General features: G+C 55.1%; 15 protein-coding genes. 6 read left to right on the forward strand and 9 right to left on the reverse strand.

Features of this window, described 5'->3' with window-relative positions:
• Positions 1-15 precede the first annotated feature (15 nt).
• Positions 16-2,412, forward strand: coding sequence for a UvrD-helicase domain-containing protein (locus tag HRQ63_RS16715; RefSeq protein ID WP_229714235.1), 2,397 nt, complete (start codon positions 16-18; stop codon positions 2,410-2,412).
• Between the two features lie 148 nt (positions 2,413-2,560).
• Here HRQ63_RS16715 and bshB2 read toward each other — a convergent pair whose 3' ends face one another.
• The 5 genes from bshB2 to HRQ63_RS16740 all read right to left on the reverse strand — a co-directional run bounded on the left by bshB2 (position 2,561) and on the right by HRQ63_RS16740 (position 10,489).
• Positions 2,561-3,232 carry a bacillithiol biosynthesis deacetylase BshB2 gene (gene bshB2 / locus HRQ63_RS16720; protein WP_172245808.1) on the reverse strand — a complete coding sequence of 224 codons (672 nt, stop codon included), beginning with the start codon at positions 3,230-3,232 and terminating at the stop codon, positions 2,561-2,563.
• 67 nt (positions 3,233-3,299) lie between these two features.
• Entirely contained in the window at positions 3,300-3,644 is a 345-nt protein-coding gene (locus HRQ63_RS16725; RefSeq protein ID WP_037285407.1) for a YojF family protein, read from the reverse strand.
• A gap of 427 nt (positions 3,645-4,071) precedes the next feature.
• Positions 4,072-5,982, reverse strand: coding sequence for a methyl-accepting chemotaxis protein (locus tag HRQ63_RS16730; protein ID WP_172245810.1), 1,911 nt, complete (start codon positions 5,980-5,982; stop codon positions 4,072-4,074).
• 288 nt (positions 5,983-6,270) lie between these two features.
• On the reverse strand, positions 6,271-8,961 hold the full coding sequence (locus HRQ63_RS16735) for a copper amine oxidase N-terminal domain-containing protein (RefSeq protein WP_172245812.1): 2,691 nt from the start codon (positions 8,959-8,961) through the stop codon (positions 6,271-6,273).
• A gap of 286 nt (positions 8,962-9,247) precedes the next feature.
• A complete protein-coding gene (locus tag HRQ63_RS16740; RefSeq protein ID WP_172245814.1) occupies positions 9,248-10,489 on the reverse strand; it encodes a DUF445 domain-containing protein in 1,242 nt (413 codons plus the stop codon).
• Between the two features lie 156 nt (positions 10,490-10,645).
• Between HRQ63_RS16740 and HRQ63_RS16745 the strand changes: the two genes are divergently transcribed.
• The 4 genes from HRQ63_RS16745 to HRQ63_RS16760 all read left to right on the forward strand — a co-directional run bounded on the left by HRQ63_RS16745 (position 10,646) and on the right by HRQ63_RS16760 (position 14,782).
• Positions 10,646-11,356 carry a hypothetical protein gene (locus tag HRQ63_RS16745; protein ID WP_172245816.1) on the forward strand — a complete coding sequence of 237 codons (711 nt, stop codon included), beginning with the start codon at positions 10,646-10,648 and terminating at the stop codon, positions 11,354-11,356.
• A gap of 180 nt (positions 11,357-11,536) precedes the next feature.
• A complete protein-coding gene (locus HRQ63_RS16750) occupies positions 11,537-12,082 on the forward strand; it encodes a hypothetical protein (protein WP_172245818.1) in 546 nt (181 codons plus the stop codon).
• A 502-nt stretch (positions 12,083-12,584) separates the two neighbouring features.
• Complete coding sequence (locus HRQ63_RS16755) at positions 12,585-13,022, forward strand: MarR family winged helix-turn-helix transcriptional regulator (RefSeq protein ID WP_172245820.1); 438 nt, start codon at positions 12,585-12,587, stop codon at positions 13,020-13,022.
• Positions 13,023-13,249: 227 nt separating this feature from the next.
• Entirely contained in the window at positions 13,250-14,782 is a 1,533-nt protein-coding gene (locus tag HRQ63_RS16760) for an HD domain-containing phosphohydrolase (RefSeq protein ID WP_172245822.1), read from the forward strand.
• 77 nt (positions 14,783-14,859) lie between these two features.
• Here the strand turns inward: HRQ63_RS16760 and HRQ63_RS16765 are convergent, their stop codons facing one another.
• Positions 14,860-15,414: a TetR/AcrR family transcriptional regulator gene (locus HRQ63_RS16765; protein ID WP_172245824.1), complete on the reverse strand. Its 555-nt coding sequence runs from the start codon at positions 15,412-15,414 to the stop codon at positions 14,860-14,862.
• A gap of 143 nt (positions 15,415-15,557) precedes the next feature.
• Positions 15,558-18,212 (reverse strand): YhgE/Pip domain-containing protein, encoded by a 2,655-nt coding sequence (locus tag HRQ63_RS16770; protein ID WP_172245826.1) that lies wholly within the window; start codon positions 18,210-18,212, stop codon positions 15,558-15,560.
• Positions 18,213-18,724: 512 nt separating this feature from the next.
• Here HRQ63_RS16770 and HRQ63_RS16775 point away from each other — a divergent pair.
• The gene (locus HRQ63_RS16775; RefSeq protein ID WP_172245828.1) at positions 18,725-20,317 is read left to right on the forward strand and encodes an ATP-binding protein; all 1,593 of its coding nucleotides are present in this window, start codon (positions 18,725-18,727) and stop codon (positions 20,315-20,317) included.
• Between the two features lie 313 nt (positions 20,318-20,630).
• Here HRQ63_RS16775 and HRQ63_RS16780 read toward each other — a convergent pair whose 3' ends face one another.
• Together HRQ63_RS16780 and HRQ63_RS16785 are read right to left on the reverse strand one after the other, a co-directional pair.
• Entirely contained in the window at positions 20,631-21,023 is a 393-nt protein-coding gene (locus HRQ63_RS16780) for an SRPBCC family protein (RefSeq protein ID WP_172245830.1), read from the reverse strand.
• Positions 21,020-21,349 (reverse strand): ArsR/SmtB family transcription factor, encoded by a 330-nt coding sequence (locus HRQ63_RS16785; RefSeq protein WP_172245832.1) that lies wholly within the window; start codon positions 21,347-21,349, stop codon positions 21,020-21,022. The genes HRQ63_RS16780 and HRQ63_RS16785 overlap by 4 nt, the downstream gene beginning before the upstream one ends.
• Positions 21,350-21,387: the final 38 nt, after the last annotated feature.

Raw genomic sequence — 21,387 nt, forward strand, 5'->3', positions numbered from 1 at the left:
TGAGGGGATCGAGCAGTGGAAAAATCGACATCGGGATTCGAAAACAAGCCGTTCGGCGCATCCTCGGCTCGGGTGCCCAGAGCGGAAATCGCAAAAGCCCATGCTGAGCGGGGACATTCGACTAAAGGAGTCGGCGGACAACAAGGAGAACTGGACGCCGCTTATTTTCATCGACTGGAGCAATCCGGCATCCGTCTGAACGCCGCACAGATAGCTGCGGTGCGCTGCACCGAAGGCCCGCTGCTCACTTTGGCCGGGGCAGGCTCGGGCAAAACGAGCACGCTCGTCTGCCGAACCGGCTATCTGCTGGATGTTCGCGGAGTAGAGCCGTCCGGCATTCTGCTGTTGACCTTTTCCAGCAAGGCCGCGGCCGAGATGCGCGAGCGGATCGCCGGACTGCCGGGAATCAGCGAATATGATGCCGGACGCATCCAAGCACGTACTTTCCACTCCTTCTGCCTCTGGCTCCTGTTCAGTCAGGGCATGCAAAAGGAGATTTTCGGCGATACGCGCAGGCAGCATATTCAGCTTCAACAAATTATGCGCGAACTGAGCCTTCAGGATGCTTACCCGCCCGAGAATCTGCTCGCCCTGCTTTCCTCCTACAAAGTCAATCTGATGAAAGCCGAGCAGCTTCCGGAAAGCAGCGAAGCCGACCGCCAGATGAAACGGATCCTGCTTCGTTACGAGTCTTGGAAACAAGAACATGACCGGATCGACTTCGACGACGTCCTGACGAACGCGCATGCTTTGCTGAAGGAACGTCCCGATCTGCTGGAGCGGCTGCGCCGCCGTTTCTCGCATCTGATGATCGACGAATTCCAAGATACGAACCTGCTGCAATATGAAGTCGTGAAAATGATCGCCGCGCCGCGCAACAATCTGATGGTCGTCGGCGATGACGATCAGACGATCTATTCGTTCAACGGCGCGCGCAGCGAATTCATTCTCGAATTCGAAAAGCTGTATCCGAAAGCCCGCGTGATCACGCTCGACATCAATTACCGCTCCGTGCCGTCCATTGTCGGACTGGGCAACGAAGTCATTCGGCACAATAAAATGCGGCGCGACAAAACGCTGCGGGCCGCCCATAACGGAGCCGTGCTGCCTGCTTATATGCGGCCCGATTCGGCCGACGACGAGGCAGGCCAAGTCATCGCCTTCATCCAACGCGAAGTGAACGCCGGGCGCCGCGAATACGGCGATTTCGCGATTCTTTACCGCTCGTCCAGCACCAACCGCGCCGTGCTGGAACAGCTTGTCATGAAAGACATTCCGCATATCGACTACGGCGACGGACGCCTGCTGTACGAGCATTGGCTGGTCAAGCCCGTATTGGACCATATGCGTTTGTCCATCAACCGCCGCGATTTCGACGCCATGGCCAGCGTGCTGCCGACCTTATATATCGCAAGGGATAAAGGTCTGACCCATATCCAGACCACGGACGCGGCACGCCCCAAAAAAGGACCGCTCGTCCATCTGCTGACGCTGCCCGGCTTGAAGGACTTCCAACTCGAAAAGATCCGTCAGCGCCTGGAAATGATCCGCTCGCTCAAAGGCCTTGTCCCTGCCGCCGCGATCACCCAGATCCGCAAAAGCTTCTATGACGCCTATATTCAAGCCGGCGAGCATAGCGAGCAGACCTCGCACCGCGAAATGCTCAAGGAAATGCTCGACGAACTGGAAACGTCCGCGGGACGCTTTGATTCCATCGTCTCCTTCCTGGCTTTCGTCGACGATATGCTGCTGCGCAACCAACAGACCGCCGCCGCGAAGTCGCAAGCCCAGGGCAACCGCGTGGCCCTGATGACCATTCACAAGTCCAAAGGCCTGGAGTTCCCGGCCGTCTTCCTGATCGGCGCCTCCGAAGGCACGCTGCCGCATTCCTCGGCGCTCGGAGCCGATTCGCTGCGCGATACCCGCGTCGGCTTGGAAGGCGAAGCCAGCTATACCGAAGCGCTCGAAGAAGAGCGCAGGCTCGCCTACGTCGCCGTCACCCGCGCCAAAGAGCAGCTATTCGTCAGCTCCCCGGCTTTGCAGCGCGGCAAAAAAGCCGCCGTCTCGCGCTTCCTGCTGTCCGCGTTCGGCCAGGACACCACGGCTTCGGACGCCGCGGCGCGCGCCGAACACGGCAACCGCCGAAGCGGCCCGGACCCGACCCGCTTCGGCAAAGTCCGCACCGGACGTTACGGCAGTTCGAACGCTTCTTCGAACGCGGGAAGCTCGCCGTCCGGCGGCTCGGCAGCGGCCGCCGGACGCACGCAAAGCGTCCCCGTCTGGATGTGCACCGCCGGCTCCTGCGTCGCTTGGACCCGCATCATGCACAGCAAAGACATGGCCGCCGCGCATAAACCTTGTCCGTTATGCGGCTCGGCTATGAAAAAAGGCCGCAAAGACGTCCCGGTTTGATAGTAATCCTTAATCCGACACCGCAGCGAATACGGAGCTTGCATGCCGCGCATGCGCCAACCAAGCAACGGCATGCCTTTGCACGCCTCATCGATTCGCGACAAAAAAAGGAGATCCAAGCCGCATCACGGCCCGGATCTCCTTTTTGTTATTTTTTCGGATGCGTATCGAACTTGTACGTCCAGAACTTCTCGCTGGCAAAACGTTCCCGGATCGTCGGATGGTGCGCAGGCAGGCCTTCGAATACGGGATCGGTATGAAACTGGGATTTATGCGCCTTGATCGATCCGATCTTTTGTTCCAGGAACAAAGTGATGTCGACATGAACATCGGCCGGACCGAGTGCGCGCTCGTGGCCTTTGGCAAAAGCGACCACATGCACTTTCGGGCGATCCTTGGGCTTCATCGCTTCGACGACGCGCACCACGGCGGCGCCGCAGGCGTCATGATCGGGATGCACGCTGTACTCCGGATGGAAGGTGAGGATCAGCGACGGATTCAGTTCCTCGATCAACTCGCGCAGCTTGCCGTCGAGCAGTTCGCGATCTTCGAATTCGATCATTTTGTCGTGAAAGCCCAATGCGCGGACATCCGTGATGCCGATCGCCGCGCACGAAGCTTCAAGCTCGCCGCGGCGCACGGTCGGCAGGGTCACGCGGTTCGCGAACGGCGGATTGCCGAGGTTGCGGCCGAGCTGGCCCATGGTCAAGCAAGCATAAGTTACCGGCGTGCCGTTATGCAAGTGGTAAGCGGCTGTACCGGATACGGTATAAGATTCGTCGTCGGGGTGGGGAAAAACAATCAAAACATGGCGTTCCACGGGTATACCCGCTCCTTTCCTGATGCGGTGCAAGCCGCCTTGTTGGAAATCAATGATACGTAACGACTTAAAAAGGCTCGGGGCTCAGCATCAGGCTGACGACCAGTTTGCCGTCATTATCGTTACCGGCAAGAATGGCTCTTTCCGGCTCGGTTTCTTCATAATGCGTCAGCCCTTCGGCATAGATCCAGCCTTCGGGCATTTTCAGGCCGACCCGGTACGGGCCGACACCGGAGATCGAACCATTCGAGTAACTGACTTTGACGTTGCGGATCAGGTTCGAAGCAACGAGCTTCGACCGATCTTTCTCGAATGTATAGGCGCCGTTGGTCAGCTCAAGATGCAGATAAAGCTCTTGGTTTTTCAGCTTGTCGAGCAGCTCTTGAACGGCTTGCGGTTGAATCGGCAGCATCGGAGTCTTCCCTTCGGTTTAAGATTTACTAAAAGTAACTTTAATTATAGTACAGGATGTCGATCGGGACAATGAAGAGGAAGTTTTGAGCAGACGAAAAAGAAGGAATGGCTTCTTGGGCGACGCAGTTTGTCGCGGGAAAGCCCTGTTCGGCAGGGCAACGCAGGGCTGCGGGGAAAATTCCAGCATATGCTTCCGAAGTGCATTTCTTCGAAATGCTTCACAAGACGCTGTCTCACTCGGAAAATGGATTGAATTAAATAAGGAATTTTCCGAGTTCAAAGGCGTGTTTCACTGAATTTCCCCCTCCGCGTTTCGTTGCAACCGAAATCAGGACCCTCTCGACAAGCTGGCTCTATCTCGAAGATTTTCCTTCTTGAACGCGTTGTTCGGCGGGTGGAAGGGATCAGGTGAAGATCAGGTTTAATTATGAGGCTGCGGATCTATGTTTGGCGGATTCTTTGTCGCTCGAATTTGGATCGGTAGAGTTCGTATTGCCTCCGGCGGCGGAGGTCGTGGCGTCGATGACGAAGTCCTGAGCGGCATCGGTAGACGACGGCGTCGGAAGTTCAGCAGCGACGGGCGCCAAGCTTGCGGGTATGGAAGCAGACGCTTCGTCGACTTTGAAGCGGCCGATCATATGCTCCAGATCGGCCGACATGCGCTCCAGCTCTGCGGCCGAGCTTTTCATGCGATCGATCGCCGCCAGTTGGCCGTCGGCGGATTGCTCGATTCCGACAAAATGCTCGGAGGCGATGCGGGATGCTTTTTCCATCGACTCGGCAGAGGCTGTCGCCTGCTGCGCGCCCGCCGCAGTCTGTTCGGAAACGGCCGAGATTTCCCGCAGCTGCTCGGCGATCCGTTGGACGGAAGCCAGGATACCGCTGAAAGAATCGCCGGTGCGTTTGACCACGCCTGCCGCTTCGTCGATCTTGCCTGCTTGAACACGCACGCCTTCGACGGCTTCGTGCGTTTCGCCGATAATTCCGGTAACGATTACGGCTACGTCCGAAGCGGACTTGGCGGTCTGTTCGGCCAGCTTGCGAACTTCGTCCGCCACGACGGCGAAGCCGCGTCCGTGTTCGCCGGCTCTTGCCGCTTCGATCGAAGCATTGAGCGCAAGCAGATTCGTTTGCGACGAAATCGCCTGAATCTCGCCCACGATCTCGCCGATTCGGCTGGAGTGCTGACTCAAGCGTTCTACGCGCGATCTGGTTTCGTCCGAGGAAGCCTGTACCGCTTCCATCTGATCCAACGCGCCGACGACGAACTCTCCGCCGTTTTTCGCGGTCTCCGAAGCTTCCCGGGCCGCGCCTGCCACGACATTAAGCGCATCGGCAATATGCTGGATGCCTCCGCTGACTTCGCCCAAAGCCCGGGAGTTTTCTTCGCTAAGGCGAGCCTGCTCCCTCATGCGTTTGCCGGCTTCCCCGAGATGGGAAGCCATCTGTTCGCTGGCTGCCGCCCATTCTTCAGCACTGCCCGACAAAGCTTCGGCCGAGCGACGGGTATCCCGCGTTCCCGAGCGAACGCCGACAATCATGCCGCTCATCGTTTCCAGCATGGAACGGAACGCCTTCGACAAGCGGCCGATCTCGTCTTTGCGCGTATCGGTAATCTCCAGCGTCAAGTCGCCTGCTTCCACGCCGCGCATTTCGCCGGTCAGCTTACGCAGAGGCGCGACGATCATGCGCGAAACAAGATAGAGAACAAGCAAAGAGAAAGCCAGGACGACCCCGCCGATCAACAGCGCCTGATTACGGTTATGATCCATTTGCGCCTGAATGGACGTCGCGTCGAAGTCGGCGCCCAATACTCCAACAATTTTCCCTTCCGCGTCTTTAATCGGCACGTAGGAAGTCAGTGTCGTTCCGTAATCGTCATCCGTCGTCAAGCTGCCGATTTGCGCTTCTCCGGTCGAGAAGGCGGCTTCGAGCTCCGTATTGGTCTCTTCTTCCACCGCGCCGAGCGCGGACATTTCTTCCGCGGCGGCATTCGCCGGTGCGCCGTCAACCACGTAAAAATACTGCGGCGTACCGTTGTTGTCGCGCATATTCATCGTGTACAAATACTTGAGCCGATTGGCTTCCCGAAGTTCATTAAATGTTTTGCGCAGTTGAAAATAGTACGCGGTGACGCCGCTTTCCGGCGTGATCTTGATATAGGTATTCGTATCGATTTCTCCGGCGGCATAGTTCGCGATGCTCTCCGCCTGTTTGCCTACCGACTCGACGAGGAGCAGGGATGAAGACCTGTACATGCTGTAACCCAATACGACTTCCGATGCAATGATCAAAACGGAAAAAATCAACATAATTTTCAACTGCAAGCTTTTCAAATCGTTTCGCCTCACAATCCTGAACTTAAACTCCGAAGAGGGATGCACCTCTTTCTGTCGTGATAAGTTTAGGCGATCGGCTTATGCGTTTCAATCAATTTTTTGGATAAAAAGCTTGCATTTCGCATATTTTTTTGTTTTTTTCTTTAAAATAAAGTCAGCTTTATCGACATCTTCTAAGTACTTAGACCTAAAGATCTACTCAAAAAAAGACACGCTCTTTTAAAGAGCGTGTCTTTTGATTCTCTTTGAAAAACAGTAAACGGGATCTCTCCCGCCCGACAAGGATTAGTTGTTGAGCGTAAAGTCGTTGGAAGCCGGAGACAGCGCATTGGCCGTCGCTTGTTGGCCGTTCGAGAGCGACAGCACGTATGCCCGGTATTGCGTATTGGCTTGCAAAGCGTTGCCGTAAATATCCGTGTCCCCGCTGTTGAGGCTGAACGAAGTGGAACCGTTCGAAGACTTGGAGTAAGCCTCAGAAGCATTGTTCGCGACAGAAGCCGTAAAGTTCGGAACGTCGGAAGTGCGTACCAGCAGAACGCGGTAGCCCGAGATGCCGGAAGCATTGGCCGGCGGCGCGAAGTTAACCGTGACGGTCGGGCCGTTAGCGGTTACGCCTACCGAAGCCACGGGTTGAACCGCCGCTTCGCTGAGCGAAATTTCGGCCGAACCGTTCGACAGCGAATTGCTTCCGCTGCCCGATACGGTCAAGACGTAGATGCGGTATTTGCCGCCCGTCGTGATTGCGTTGCCGAAGACGTCACGGCTGTTGGCATCAAACGACTGACGAATTTGACCCGTTCCCGCTTTCGAGACCGTTACGTAGTTCGAAGTCGCGTTGGCGTCGGCCAGCGAGTAAGAGCCGGAACGGTCCGAAGGCACGGCCAGCAGGCGGTACTCGGAAACGTTCTCTTCGTTCGAAGAACGCGTGAACGTCGCTTCGATATCGCTCGCGTTGCCTCTTGCGCCGCTTACCGTAGCCGCTACGTTGCTGGCGCCGGATACGCCCGAGTTGCTCGACAGCGACACGGCGTTCGATACGCCCGACAGCGCGTAGTTCGAGTTATTGTTGGAAGAACTCGTCGAGCCTACCGACAGCACGAACACGCGGTAGCTGACGCCGCTGCGGATCGGCTCGCCGTTCACGTCGCGCGTCGAAGCGCTCAGGAACTGGCTTTGATTCGCTCCGGTTTTCGATACGGCCGTATAATTGGCGAACGGCACATTGATTGCCGAAGACAGGTTGAAGCTTCCCGCGCTGCCCGATTTCACGACCAGGATGCGGTACTGCGACAAACTGCTCTCGTCCGCGGCGCGACCGAACGTGACGAGCAGGTCGCGTCCGTCCCCGTTATCTCCGGCGTCGCTAAGCGACGGCGTGGATGCCGCGCCCACGCTGTAGTTGCCCGACAGCGTGATCGCTTGCGAAGCGTTCGACAGCACGTTCGTGCTCGAAGACGTGCCGGAACCGATGGTCAATACGTACACGCGGTAAGGAACGCCGTTGCGGATCGCGTCGCCGTCCGTATCTCGTGCTCCGTTTGTCAGCGATTGCGCGATGTTCGAACCGGTTTTGTTGATCGTCGTATAGTTCGCGCTGGATACGCCGTTCGCCGTATTCACGTTGAACGAAGACGATTTGGAATCTTTGACGACCATGACCCGGTACTGGCTGACCAGTGATTCGTTCGTAGCCCGGTTGAAGTTGACGCGAAGGTCGCGTCCGTCTCCATAGTCGCTTACGTCGCTCGCCGATACGGCAGTGGCCGATACGTCGGATCCGGCCGTCGCCAACGTCACCGAAGACGAAGGAGCCGACAGCGTGTTGTTCGACGCTACGTTGCTCGTGCTGGTCGCAAGAACGAATACGGTATAAGGAACGCCGTTTTGGATCAGATCGCCCGCGGTATCGCGAGACTGCGCGTTCAGCGTCACGCTAGGCGCGGCGGAACCTTTGGCGACCGTCGTCGAATTTTGCGCGTTTACTCCGTTAGCCGCATTCAGGTTGAACGAAGCCGCGTCTCTCGTTTTCACGACGAAGACTTTGTAACCCGACACGCGGGATTCGTCTTGAGCTTTCGCGAACGATACCGTGAGGTCGCGTCCGTCTCCGTAATCCGCCGTATCGGTCGCTTTGACCGCCGTCGCGGTAACGGATCCGGCCGAAGTGCCGCTCAACGTTACGGCCGCCGAAGGAGAAGACAGGACCGTTTCGCCCGTCGCATAGCGGTTGCCTACCGCAAGCACGAAGATTTGGTACGATTGGCCGGAAACCAAAGCTTGACCGTCCGAATCTTTTGCCTGAGCGCCGAGCGAGATCGATTGGTTCGATCCGGTCGGAAGCGCGGTCGTGTAGCTCGAATTCCATGCTTTGGAAGCATTGAACGCGGAAGCGCTGCCCGACTTGACGGCGTATACGCGGTAATGGTCCACGTAGGATTCATCCGCCGATTTGGCGAAGTTTACTTGAATGTCGCGGCCGTCTCCGTACTGCCCCAAGCTGCGAGCCGTTACGGAAGAAGGCGCTTGAAGATCTTTGGTCGTGGTGATCTGAACGCTTTTGCTCGCCGCGTTCCATCGCACGTCTTGTCCGAGCGACTCGCCGATGAATCTGAGCGGCACGACCGTGTTGCCTTTGATCGCGCGGGCCGGCACGTCGAGCGTCACCGATTGGCCGTTGACCGTCGCCGCTTTGGAACCGATCTTCAACATCACGGTGTTGCTGCCTTTGTATGCCGTGATCGTTTGGGTCTTTTGATTCCATACGACTCTGGCGTTAAGTTCCTCGAAAATGCCGCGCAGCGGTACCAACGTGGTGTTGCTCTGAATGACCGGGGCTTGGCGGGTCACCAATTCCACCCCGTCGACGTAAATTTTAATATTCGTTGCCGCGTCTGCCGAATAAGGAAGGGCCGCAGGCATAAGAAGCGCTCCGGCAAGCAAAGCCGCACTGATTTTTTTCATGTTCTTCTTTTTCATGATCGTAAATTCTCCTTTCCGAAACCTTCGGTTGGATTTTGAAATATTTTGAAGTTCATTGGAAAACCTATTTTCTCTATACTCCTAATATTTGACGCATGAAACATGAAAAAGGTTGCTTTCGTCTCCGAATTTTTCCCAAAGTAATTGGTAAAGAGGCGTCTCAACACGCGTCGTTCCAGGGGTTATGCCAAAAAAACAATTATAAAAAAGCTTGACGACACGCCGGATTTCGCGTTCGAAAAGCTTTTTTGAAATCTTTTTTCGATTAAAAATTCTTTCTTTTTTAGATCAGTTGTATCAGCGACAATACGATACCGACCAGGAATCCGCAGACCGCCCCGTTGACGCGAATCCATTGCAAATCCTGTCCGATTTTTTCCTCCAACAATTCCACGAGCTGCTTGTCGTCCATCCGATCCACATTGTCCCGAACCAATTGGCCGATCCGATAGTGGTTCTGCTCGGCGATCTGCACGATGGCGCCTCGCGTCTTGTCTTCCCACAGTTGGATACGCTCCGGCTCCGACGCCATATTCCGCATCACGGCAGCATACAAGCGGAATACGATCCGGCCGCCTTTGGCACGCTCTTCGGCTGTCTTTGCGAGCGCAAATTCCCGCAGTTTCTCCAGGTTGTTCAGAATGAATGCCTCCGTCGCCTGCTCATGCAGGACCTCAAGCACCTGACCGCGTAAATACTCCAACTTCTCTTCGTCTCCGGCGGCTTCGAACAGCTTCACGCGTACCTCGCGCAAAATCGCCAGCCGCTGTTCGCCGTAAGGGTCCAGCAAAGAATCCACGCCCGCCACCAGCATGGTCTGAATCATCGAACCGAGCTTGTCCTCGTTGACCATCCCCGCGAACGCCTGAAAAGCAAATCCGGTGAACCCGCCGACCTTGGCATTCGAGAGCTGATCCATCGCCAACGCGCCCATCGTATCTTTCGTTTCCGGCCGCTGCGCCCAGGCTTTGGCTTCGTTCAGCGCGTAATCGAACAACTTGATCTCGTAACCGTCGTTCAGCACCTTGGTCAGCGCACGATCCGCCAAGCCTGCCGCGTCGACGCCGCGAATATAATTCGCCGCGGCGTCGCGTACCGGCTCCACTGCCTTTTCAAGCGGAAGCTTCGCAATCGTTTCCGCCGCAAAGTCCAGCACCTGTTGACGCGTACGCTTGCGCGCAACCACTCGGGTCAGCATTTGCGCAGCCGCTTGAATCAGGTTCAGCTTGCGCAGCTGCTCCGTGATACTTTCTTTGTTGAGCAGCTGCGTTTCCATGGCAGAAACCAACGAGTCCACGATCCGCCCTTTATTTTTCAGCAACAAGGACGTGTGCGGAATTCGAAGCCCGAGCGGATGCCGGAACAACGCGGTTACCGCGAACCAGTCCGCCAATCCGCCGACCAAGCCGGCTTCGAAGCCTCCGATCAACAGGAAGGTCCAATTATTCTCGGGTAAAAACAGGCATCCCACAAACCCCGCAGCCATCACTATAAGTGAGATTCCGGCCAAATTTCTTGATCCCACGTTCATCTCCCCTTGCTTCAATGTAAAAAAACGTCACACTTTCTTCTTCATTTTAGTACAGCATCTGATTGAAACGCAAAAAACAGCTGTAAATCAGTAGTAGAAAAGTCCGGCGTCCCGATGCAGCGGGTCACGGCGAAAGGATGGTAGAACCTAATGGACAATATCGTATTTATCACTTTCAAGCAGGAGAAGCCGCTTATGGACGTTCTGGATCGGTTCAAAGAAAACCCGATAACCGATGAATACTCCGTTATGCAGGCTGCCGTATTGCGCAAGATGTCGGGCAAAATCGTACGCGAACGGAGCTTCGACTTCGGCGAAGATGAGGCGGGAACCCGACATTTGACGAATGATCTGATCGACTCGATCGTCTCGGTCATGTCCGGTCCGATCGGCAGCCTGATCGGCGGCTATACCGGACCGCTGTTGGATGCAGAACTTAACGCCAGACAGATCGTGGAAGATTCCGGCATGCTCGAAGCTATCGCCGCCAAGCTCAACGAAAATGAATGGGCGCTGCTTGCTCTGGTCCGCGAACACAACGAAATCAGCCTCAGCAGCCGACTCAACACGCTCGGTGCCAGCGCCGCCGTACGTAAAGATGCTGCCCTAGTCGCTTACGAGGTGATGAACGCGCGCGCGATTCGCAGCGAATGGGAGGAACGTAACGGAGCTTTCGATATTGAAGCGGCAGACGACGCCTTGAAAGAGAGCATTCGAGCCGAACTGCGCGAGCGTGCCAAGCGCAATTCTTTCGAGCAGGAACAATCTATTCGCGATCTCTTGAACGGCGACTTTGATTACTTGCAAAATAAAAGCGTCACGCGCGAAGCGCAGAGCAGCACTCACTCCGTCGACGGCTAACGGCAAACTGCCGCACCCCTACCGGTCCTTTAGGCGCAATTCGCTGCATCGTCCCCCTGTCCAACGTTTCAAATCAAGCCCTTTTTCACGAATTCGTGGAAGCTTGGTTTATAATAGGCAACAAGCGGCGAGGGTTAAAAAATCCGGCCCTTGCACATACATAGAGGAGGTTGTTTGAAAATGAAAAAATGGTGGTCCTTATCTTTATCCCTTGCGCTGATCGGTTCCGCGGTCCTTCCGGTTTCCGCCTTTGCCGCAGAAACGGCACCTGCCCAGCAGCAGGCTGCCGAAACAGCTCCCGCCGCGACGGAAGAGCTGACCCCGGCCATGATTGCGGCGCTTGATTATGCCGACGCCCTTGAAAATATCATTCAATACGAAGACAAAGCCGCGGACGCCTTCAACTCGGTCGGCATGGTCTCCGCTTCCAACCGCAAAGCCGTCTATTCCAAATTGAACAATATCATCGTACCCAACTACAGCAAATTTTATTACCATCTGAAACAAATCAAACCGTCCGGCAAAGAAGTAACCAAGCTGCATAACTATTATTTGCAAGGCGCCGCACTTCAACTTGAAGGCATGCAGCTGATCAAAAAGTCGCTCTACGGCGCCAAAATCAACTGGACGACCTACAATCAAGGCCAAACCAAACTAAAATCCGGCAAAGCCAAAATCGACCTGTTCATTAACGGCTTCGAAAAGTATATGGACAAACTCCAATAATGAAATGATCCATAATCTTATGCCCAATGAGTCTATCTCTCTTTTTACCCTATACCTCACAAAAACGGCAGCCGCCATTGCGGCCTGCCGTTTTTGTCGAGCAACCTCAACGTAGCCGGAAGCGAGAAGACGGAGAGAAAAATTCAGTTCAAAACGCCTTTGAACTCGGAAAACTCCTTACTCAAATCCAATCCATTTTCCGAGTGAAACAGCGGATTGTGAAGCATTTCGAAGAAATGCACTTCGGAAGCGTATGCTGGCAATTTTTCTCGCAGTCTTCTCGCTTCCCGCGCCCCCGTAGACTTTCTCGACGTTCCAGGCAGGCCGCAATCGCCTGCTTTTTCCTCATCTCCCTCTTCAATTCTTGTCGAACTTTACCGAAATATAGCGATATACGGTTTTTTATCATTATTCCTGCGTATAATTTATTGCAATTATGTTGTTCCAAATATAAAATGCTAGGAGAATATGATTTTTTATTGAAGAAAGGATCGGTACTGCGATGGATCAACAACGCTTTACGCTTGATTCCCACCTCTGCTTTTCGCTTTACGCTTGCTCGCGGGCCATTTTCCGAATGTATCGGCCTTTGCTTGACGAGTTGAATTTAACGTATCCCCAATATCTGGTCCTTCTTGTCCTTTGGGACCGGCAGGAGAGCAGCATCAAGGAACTGAGTCAAGTGCTCAGTCTCGATTCCGGTACGCTGACGCCTATGCTGAAGCGGATGGAGTCCTCCGGCTTGCTCGAACGCAGCCGCTCGCTGGAAGACGAACGCATCGTAACGGTACGCATCACCGAAAAAGGCTTGGAGCTTCAAGATCGCGCCAGCTGCATTCCTACCTCCCTGGTTGAATCCAGCGGTCTCGATATCAGTCAGATCGATATGTTGAACGAAACGATTCGAACACTGATGTCCAGCGTTGAAAGCTACCGCTAGCACCCTGACAGTTTGAACTTCGTGCGCGGCATGCTATTCGAAGTCGCCCTTTGCAGCCGGTCGTTCCCATGAACGATCGGCTTTTACTTTCCGGCCTTCCGCGTGCACGGAAATCCATTTCATGTAATCGCAGCGGCAATTCTATCCGATAACAAGAATGAACCATGTTTCCGCCTTGGGGTTGATCGCGGCCCGAAGCCAAGTTTTCCAAGAAATGAGGAATCTCAATGACCGAATACCGGCGCTTCTTACGCCGGCTCGTGCGCAATTATATCATCGGGTCGGTACTGGCCGTTCTCTGCCTGGGAGGAGCCGTCATGTCGTCGGCGCTCAAGCTGCCGATCGGCGGATTCAGTTCTCTCTTCGTCGTGCTGTTCATCTCCTTCCTTTCCATGATGTCCATGGAACTGTTAACGTTCGCGAGACAGGTACGACCGATCCGAGGGCTGTTTTTGAAGGAGAAGCCCACGATCGACGATATTCGGAATGCCTATGTACAAATTCACCGGCTCCCGTCTTTGTCGGTACTCCGCATCATGGGTCCGCATTTGTTAGGGTTGTCCGTTCCCGCGATTCTGCTGACGCTGCTGTTCATGCATATCGGTTGGGTCGACCTGCCGGTCTATTACATCGGGATCGCCGCTTCGGGCGCTGTTCTGGTGGCAGGCATGCACGCCCTGATCGAATACTTTTTGACGGACCAAGCGATTCGCCCCCTGCTCAAATACGTCAGCGAAACGGGCGAACGCGAATACGGGATCAGCGTCTCGCTGGACGGCCGGGTGATCGTCTCGACGCAGCGCAAGTTCCAGCTCAGCGCGTTTTCGATCGGCACCTTTCCGCTGTTCTTTTTCGTCCTGGCTACTCAAATTCGCCTGAGCGTGACCGGTTCTCCCTTGATCGAAGATTATTGGCAGTGGGCTTCGCTCATCCTGGTATTCGGCATCTTGTTCTCGTCGCTCGGCGCATGGCTGCTCAGCCGCAGCGTCCGTCAGCCGATCGGCAATTTGGAAAAAGCGCTGCGCGCCGTGCAGACCGGAGATCTTGAAGTACGCGCCTCCGACCTGTACTCCGACGAATTTTCCAGGCTGGTCGCCGGCTTCAACCACATGGTGCAGGGATTATCCCAACGTCAACGCGTCAACGAGCAGCTGCTGCAAAGCTATTTCTCGACGTTGGCCGCCGCGCTCGATGCCCGCGATACGTATACCGCGGGTCACTCGCAGCGAGTCGCCGAATATTCGCTCCTGATCGGCCGCGGCGCCGGACTCGGACGCGAAGAGCTGGACCTGTTGAACAAAAGCGCGCTGCTGCACGATATCGGCAAAATCGGCGTCCGCGACAGCGTGCTGCTCAAAGACGGACGGCTGACCGACGAAGAGTTCGAGCAGATCAAGAAGCATCCGGCGCTCGGCGAGGAAATCCTGAAGCAGATCGAGCCTGTCGAAATGATGGCTCCCCTGCTGCCCGGCGTACGTTCGCACCACGAGCGCTACGACGGCCGAGGCTATCCCGACGGGCTTGCCGGAACCGACATTCCGAAGCTGGGCCGCATCATCGCCGTGGCCGACGCCTTCGACGCCATGACATCGGATCGCCCTTACCGCAGCGGCATGCCGCTTGAAAAGGCGATCTCGATCATTTCCGAAGGCAAAGGCACGCAGTGGGACCCTTATTACGCGCAGATCTTCGTCGATGCCTTTTATCAGGAAAAAGAAAAACCGCAGGCGAATACCGAACAGTTCCGCGCCGAAGCTTGAACGGACCGCTGCCTGATCGTATTCAACAGGCATGATCTTCTTGAATCGGTACAAAAAAACCGCGCCGGACGCCGCCCTCACAGGGCAAAAGCGTTCAGCGCGGTTTTGATTTGCTGCGGCGGCAGCGGCTCGTACAGATCGTCCCAGTCGTAAATCATCTGCAAGTACGAACGGTAAACGAGAAAAGCGATCACTTTCGGCTCAAGCCGGAACGTCTCGCCGGATTCGATATGCCGCTTCACCAAAGCCTCGATATGAAAAACGATTCCTTCTTCCAGCGCTTTGCGCATCTCCAACACGCCGTGCGCGCCCGATTGCCGGGCTTCCCTGTAAATCCCGACCAGCAAACGGTGGCGGGACCGCAGCGCGATCATCGCGTCGAAGGTCCGGTCGATGTCTTCGCCGAGCCGTTGTCCCGGCAAGCAGACGCGGTCCGATTCGGCCAACAGCTCCCGCAATACATCCTCCACGATCGCCCGAAGCAGCGCTTCTTTATTTTCAAAACACTCATAGATCGAGCTTTTGCTCACATGCGCGGCTTTGGCTATGCTCTCGATCGTCGTTCCCCGAAAGCCGAAGCGCTCGAAGCAGAGCATCGCGCCTTCGAGAATGCGACGTCTTTTCTTTTCCATCCCGGCCCCTCCTCTTTCTTTCTCCCTCGCTTCTATCGTAATCCGTTTTCATGCAAAAAAGCTTCCCGGCAAAGCGATGTTCTCGCTCGCGGGAAGCTTTGTTCAACATATTGTCATATGCGCCGCGGCCGCCCGCGACGGCTTTACGCCTTGGCAGGCGCCTGATTCGGCACCATGCCTTCTTGCTCTTCTTCGATGCCCGTTTTGATCTTTTTGCTGCTGAACAAGAATACCGCCAGCGCGAGCAGGATGAACACGACGCCGAAGATCGCGACATGTCCGAGCTGCGCCCAGAAGTAACCCCAATCGTTGCCCAGCGATACCGCTTCGCGCAGCGCGCGAATGCCGTAGGTCGCAGGCAGGAACGGATTGATCGCCTGGAAGAAGTCCGGCGTCAATACTTTCGGGAACGTGCCCGCGCTGCCGCCGATCTGCATCAACAGAATCAGGAAGGCGATAAACTGGCCGACCTTGCCGAGCGCCGCGAACAGGAAGAACAGCAGCGACAGGAACGTCAGGCTGAGCGTGAACGTGATGGCGTAGAAGTGCCACAGGCTCTGCACCTGAAGTCCGACGAAGCCGATCAGCACCGCGTCCAGGATCGCCGATTGCAGAATCGCCATGAACAAGATGATGCTGAACTTGCTCCAGAACCACGCCCAGCCGGAACGAGGCCGGATCTGAGGCGTTTTGAGCGGGTAGACCGACGAGAACATGAGCGCGCCCGCGAACAGGGCGATCGACATCATGTAAGGCGCCAGGCCTTCGCCGTATTCCGTCACGTCATGTACGTCGGAATGCCGAAGCTCCGTCGGCTGCGCGAACATATCGTACGTTTTGTCGTCCGAGCTGACGTCGCCGGCTTTTTCCACGCCGTCGGTCAGGGAGGTGTACAGTTCGTTCGTGCCGTCTTTCAGATCGCCGACGCCGTTGTTCAACGTAACCGATCCGTCCGCCAATTGATCGGCTCCGTCTCTCAGCTCGCCTGTCGCGCTGCCGAGTTTGCCGATGCCGGTAACCAGTTGGCTGCCGCCGTCTTTCAATTGGCCGAGTCCGCTCACCAGGCTGCTCGAACCGGTTTGCAGTTTGTCCGCTCCGGAAACGAGGCTTTGCGAGCCGTCTTGCAGTTGACCTGCGCCGCTCACCAAACTGGAGGAACCGTCCTTCAATTGGTCGGCTCCGCTTACCAGGCTGGACGATCCGGCCTTCAATTGATCGGCTCCGCTTACCAGACTGCCTGCGCCGTCAGCCAACTTTTTCGAACCGGCTTCGGCTTCGCCGATCTTGGTCGCCAACGTGCCGAGGCCGTCCGTCACTTGTTTTTGTCCGTCGACCAGGCTGGATGAACCTTGCAGCAGTTGATCTTGGCCCGCAGCCAGTTGACCGACCGCCGATTGAATCCGCTGCGCGCCTTCGTTCAACTGCGCCACGCTCGAAGTCAATTGATCCAATTGGCCGAGCGATTGCTGCAATTGGGAGGAATCGCCGCTTGCGGACGAATCGTTGCCGGAAGCCGAAGCTCCCGCAGCCATCATCGCCAGCAGCTTTTGCTTATCCGCATCCGGAATGGTGGAACTGCCTTGAATATACGCGGCCATCGCTTCCTGCTGCTCTTTGATCGAAGCCGCTTTTTGCTGAAGCTGCTGCTGCGCCGCTCCCAGACCGTCTACCGCCGCCGAAGCCTGCGTGCCCAGTCCTTGAACCGCTTCGTTGAGCTGCGCCATGCCAGCCGCGAACGGAGTAAGCTGTTCTTGCAGTTGGTTAAGACCGGCGCTGGATTGACCCAAGCCTTGATTCAGCTGCTCGGCTCCGCTTTGAAGCTTCCGCGAACCGTCGGTCAAGGTTGTTGCGCCGTCTTTTAACTGCGTCAGGCCTTGATCGAGCTGCGCAGCTCCGGTTTGCAAGCTGCCTGCTCCGGTTTGAAGCGTACCCAGACCGTCATCGAGCTTTTGCGCTCCTGTCGACAAGGTGCCGAGACCGTTATCCAGCTTCTGCGCTCCGGTAGACAATGTGCCTAATCCGTCATTCAATTGGGCAGCACCGCCGGACAGCGTGCCCAGACCGTTATTCAACTGCACGGCGCCTGTCGTCGCACTGGCGATCCCGGTGCTGAGCGTGCCCGCGCCCATTTTCAGATCGCTGACGCCTTCTTGGAAGGTGACGCTGTTCGCGGCCAACTTTTTGAGGTTATCGGCCAGCTTCTGCGAACCGTCCGCCAGATCGGCAGCGCCGTCGTCGAGCTTTTTGGCTCCGTCGTCCGCATCCTTCAATCCGTCCACCAATTCGGTCAGGCTTTTGAATACGGTTGTCGCGTACTCCTTCGTCACCTGCTCCGCGATCTCCTGATTGACTTCCTTGATCGCCGACTTGGCGATTTGCGCGGAAGAATAACCCATGCCGGAGTTGGTGTAATACTGAATATTCATCTTTTTGGGATCGTTGTTCAGCAAGGTCGAAGCATTTTCCGAAAAATTCTCCGGCAGCTCGATAACCATGATGTACTTCTCGTCATTCAGCCCGGCGAGAGCTTCCTGCTTGCCGGTCGTGACCCACTGGAACGAGTCGTTATCCTTCAGCCCTTCGACGAAATCTTTGCCGACGTCGAGCCGCTTGCCTTCATATTGCGTGCCTGCGTCTTCGTTCACGACAGCCACGGACAACCGGTCGGTATGACCGTAGGGATTCCAATACGCCGAAAGGAAGAACAGACCGTACAGACCCGGCACCAATAGCATGGCGATCACGGTCAACATGGTCATCCGATGCTTCAAAATACTTTTCCACTCTGATTTAAACATTTTCGACGTTAGGCTCCTTTCTTTAAACTGACCAGAAAAACATTTCGGTCATTCGGTACTGATGAGAAGTATATCACATTCGACATATAATTCAACATCTTTTTCATGCTTTTTCAAAAACTTTTCATTAAGGCGAAAAGGTCCCGTTCGTTATAGAAGCTAGGGGCTGCGGGAGAAATTCGTTTCGGTCGCGTGTTGACTTCGGGAAGCACGATTAGAATTTTATGAGGAGGCTTCCCGAAGTCAAAGGCGAACGCTAGCGCTCCTTCACTGAATTTCTCCCTTCGCCTCATGCTTCGATTACGAGCAAAACCTTTTCGAAAGATGAACGTTTTCTCTTTCTTTTATCGCGGAAAAGCAAAGCATAATGTAGAATCGCTTTTACATTAATAAGTTATTTTTCATTTTTTTGAACATTTTTTATTAACGTTGCTTATTCATCTCTACTTTTCCTTCTGAACGGGTGCTATAATTGCCATATGTGGAAAGTCTGATAAACGAGGTGAGTTCCGTTGAACACGGAGACCGATCTGGAGCTAAAATATAAAGTGCTGACCGAACTGCTGCCGGGAATACTATCCAGCGAGACGCCTTCGCAGCTTCTTACGCATGTTTTCGGTTGTGTAAGCAAGTATTTTAGCCTGGATCTTTTGTTGAATTATTGGGTGGAGGAGCGGTTTCCGTATCGGCTTCAATTGATCCATCATCGCGGCGTGACCGCGGAGGAAGCCGAGGCGCTGCTTTCTCTCGATCAAGGACAGACGATTTGCGGGGCCGCGATCAAGTCGATGCAGCCGTATATCTGCGAGCGTTTGCAGGAGACGAATGATTTCCATGGGCGCATTTTGCGACAAATGGGATTGCGGCGTTATGTATGCTTCCCGATTGTCGTGGTGGATGAAACGCGTCCGTTCGCGATCGGGTTCGGTTCGCGCACGGGCGACGCTTTCGACCCGACGGAGCTTGAAGTGCTGCATCTGATGGCTTCGCATCTGGTACGGGCGTTTGAACGAATCGGCCGATTCGAAGAGTTGGAACGGCAGAACGCGGCTTTGGCGGAAACGAATCGCTTCCTGTCTTCTTCGGAAAACCGGTTTGCCGCCATCTTCGCTGCCAGCCCGCATCCGATGCTGATTACGACGCTTGAGGACCGTGAGATCATAGAAGCAAACGATGCTTTTCTGCTGCTGCTCGGCATTACGCGTCTTCAGATGGACACGCAGTACGGCGAGTTGATTCGCGGCAACGAACTGATGCTTCAGATTCCCGAGCCGGACGAACACTCGACGGTTCCCGAGGGGATCAGCCGCGAGGTGACGTTTACCAACCATGCCGGGGATGAGAGGGTCTGCATTTTGCGCACCGTACGACTCGACTTTAACGGCGAATTGCTGCTGCTCACGATGATTAGCGACCTGACGGAGCATAAGCAGTACGAGCACGAGCTGCAGCGCCTGTCCCAGCTGCATCTGGTCGGCGAAGTCGCGGCGGGCATCGGGCACGAGGTTCGCAATCCGATGACGACGGTGCGCGGTTTCCTTCAACTCATGCTCATGCAAGGCAAAAACACGCTCGAACCGGCCTATCTTCAAGTCATGATCGAGGAGCTGGACCGGGCCAATCAGATTATCACGGAATTCCTGTCGCTGGCCAAAGACCATATGGTGCAGCTCAAGCGCGAGAATCTGAACGATCTGATCCGCAAAATCCTGCCGCTGATCGAAGCCGATGCTTCCGTAACGGGCAAGATCATCACGACGCATCTGACCGATGTCGAGTCGATCGAGATGGATAACAAGCAAATTACGCAGCTGATCCTCAATTTCATCCGCAACGCGCTCGAAGCCACCGGGGAAAACGGATGGATTCAGCTCAAGACGTATATGCAGGACGGACGCGCGGTGCTGGTCATCGAGGACAACGGTCCCGGCATCCCTGCCGACGTCGTCGAACAGATCTGGAAGCCTTTCTATACCACGAAGGAAAACGGCTCCGGCCTCGGCCTTGCCGTCTGCTTCAGCATCGCGAACAAACACGGCGCTTCGATCGACTTGTCGACAGGCAAGGAAGGTACGGCGTTTTATGTGAGATTTCGGACAAGTTGATTATTCTTTAGCCTACGAAGCTTCCGCCAGAACGCAAAAAAGCGTTCAAACGGAAGCTTTTTCCGTTCAAACGCTCAATGTTCCGAGAAAATCCAACGTAACTAGAAGCCAGGGGGCGGAAAGAAAAATTCAGTTCCATTCGCCTTTGAACTCGGAAAACCTCCCTGCAAAATTTCATTCCAGTTTTCTAAATGAGACAGCGAATTGTAAAGCATTTCGAAGAAATGCACTTCGGAAGCTTATGCTGGGAATTTTTCTCGGAGCCTTCTGGCTTCCGCCGCCGAAACAACTTCCTCGACAGCTTTAGCGAGCCTTACAACACCTGCTCAAACTTCTCGAACCAGCCGCTCCAGCCGTATCTTGCCCCTTCCAGACCATGTACGTTCGTAAATCCAGTCTGATCGAGATGCAGGTTCACGGTGCCGTTGCCTTGGTCCGTCAGTGTCCAAGTCACCGTATGCCGCTCATCCCCGGTCGCCCAGGAGTACGATAAACGGTTCGGCGATTCCACGATCAGTACTTCGCCGTCAACCACGCCGTCCCAATACTCCGAAGGCTGGTGGCGAAATTGAAAACGATGCCCTACTACAGGCTTAAAGTCGTTTTCGGCAATCCATTCGGACAATTTGTTGGAATCGGTTAATGCCGACCAGGCCTTTTCCAACGTCGTTTTATACTGAAAATCCATCTCCAACGCCAAGCTCATTCGTCTTCCTCCTCCAGTAGTCGGCCCAAACGCGCCATATTGTCGTTCCAGTAACTCCGGTAAAAGCCTACCCAATCCTCTACTTGTTTCAACGGAGCCGCGTTCAATCGGAACCGCGTCTCTCTGCCGACTTTTCGATCCGCGACCAGCCCGGCTTCTTTTAAAATGGTCAAATGTTTGGACACGGCGGTGCGTCCCATCTCAAACTGTGCCGTTAACTCATGCAGCGGCAATTCCGAAGACTCGGCCAATAAGCGAATCAACCTGCGTCTGGTCGGATCGGCTATCGCATCAAATACATCTCGCAAGCGGTTATTTTCATCCACGGTACTCTCTCCAATATTCGTGTCTTGGATCGCCGTTT

Source organism: Saccharibacillus endophyticus (assembly GCF_013185185.1).
Taxonomy (GTDB): domain Bacteria; phylum Bacillota; class Bacilli; order Paenibacillales; family Paenibacillaceae; genus Saccharibacillus; species Saccharibacillus endophyticus.

Excerpts from the sequence above, each read along its gene's own strand:
- HRQ63_RS16725 (WP_037285407.1), bottom strand. The coding sequence starts at position 3,644 with ATGCTGCCGATTCAACCGCAAGCCGTTCAAGAGCTGCTCGACAAGCTG.
- HRQ63_RS16735 (WP_172245812.1), bottom strand. The coding sequence starts at position 8,961 with ATGAAAAAGAAGAACATGAAAAAAATCAGTGCGGCTTTGCTTGCCGGA.
- HRQ63_RS16745 (WP_172245816.1), top strand. The coding sequence starts at position 10,646 with ATGGACAATATCGTATTTATCACTTTCAAGCAGGAGAAGCCGCTTATG.
- HRQ63_RS16750 (WP_172245818.1), top strand. The coding sequence starts at position 11,537 with ATGAAAAAATGGTGGTCCTTATCTTTATCCCTTGCGCTGATCGGTTCC.
- HRQ63_RS16755 (WP_172245820.1), top strand. The coding sequence starts at position 12,585 with ATGGATCAACAACGCTTTACGCTTGATTCCCACCTCTGCTTTTCGCTT.
- HRQ63_RS16760 (WP_172245822.1), top strand. The coding sequence starts at position 13,250 with ATGACCGAATACCGGCGCTTCTTACGCCGGCTCGTGCGCAATTATATC.
- HRQ63_RS16765 (WP_172245824.1), bottom strand. The coding sequence starts at position 15,414 with ATGGAAAAGAAAAGACGTCGCATTCTCGAAGGCGCGATGCTCTGCTTC.
- HRQ63_RS16770 (WP_172245826.1), bottom strand. The coding sequence starts at position 18,212 with ATGTTTAAATCAGAGTGGAAAAGTATTTTGAAGCATCGGATGACCATG.
- HRQ63_RS16780 (WP_172245830.1), bottom strand. The coding sequence starts at position 21,023 with ATGAGCTTGGCGTTGGAGATGGATTTTCAGTATAAAACGACGTTGGAA.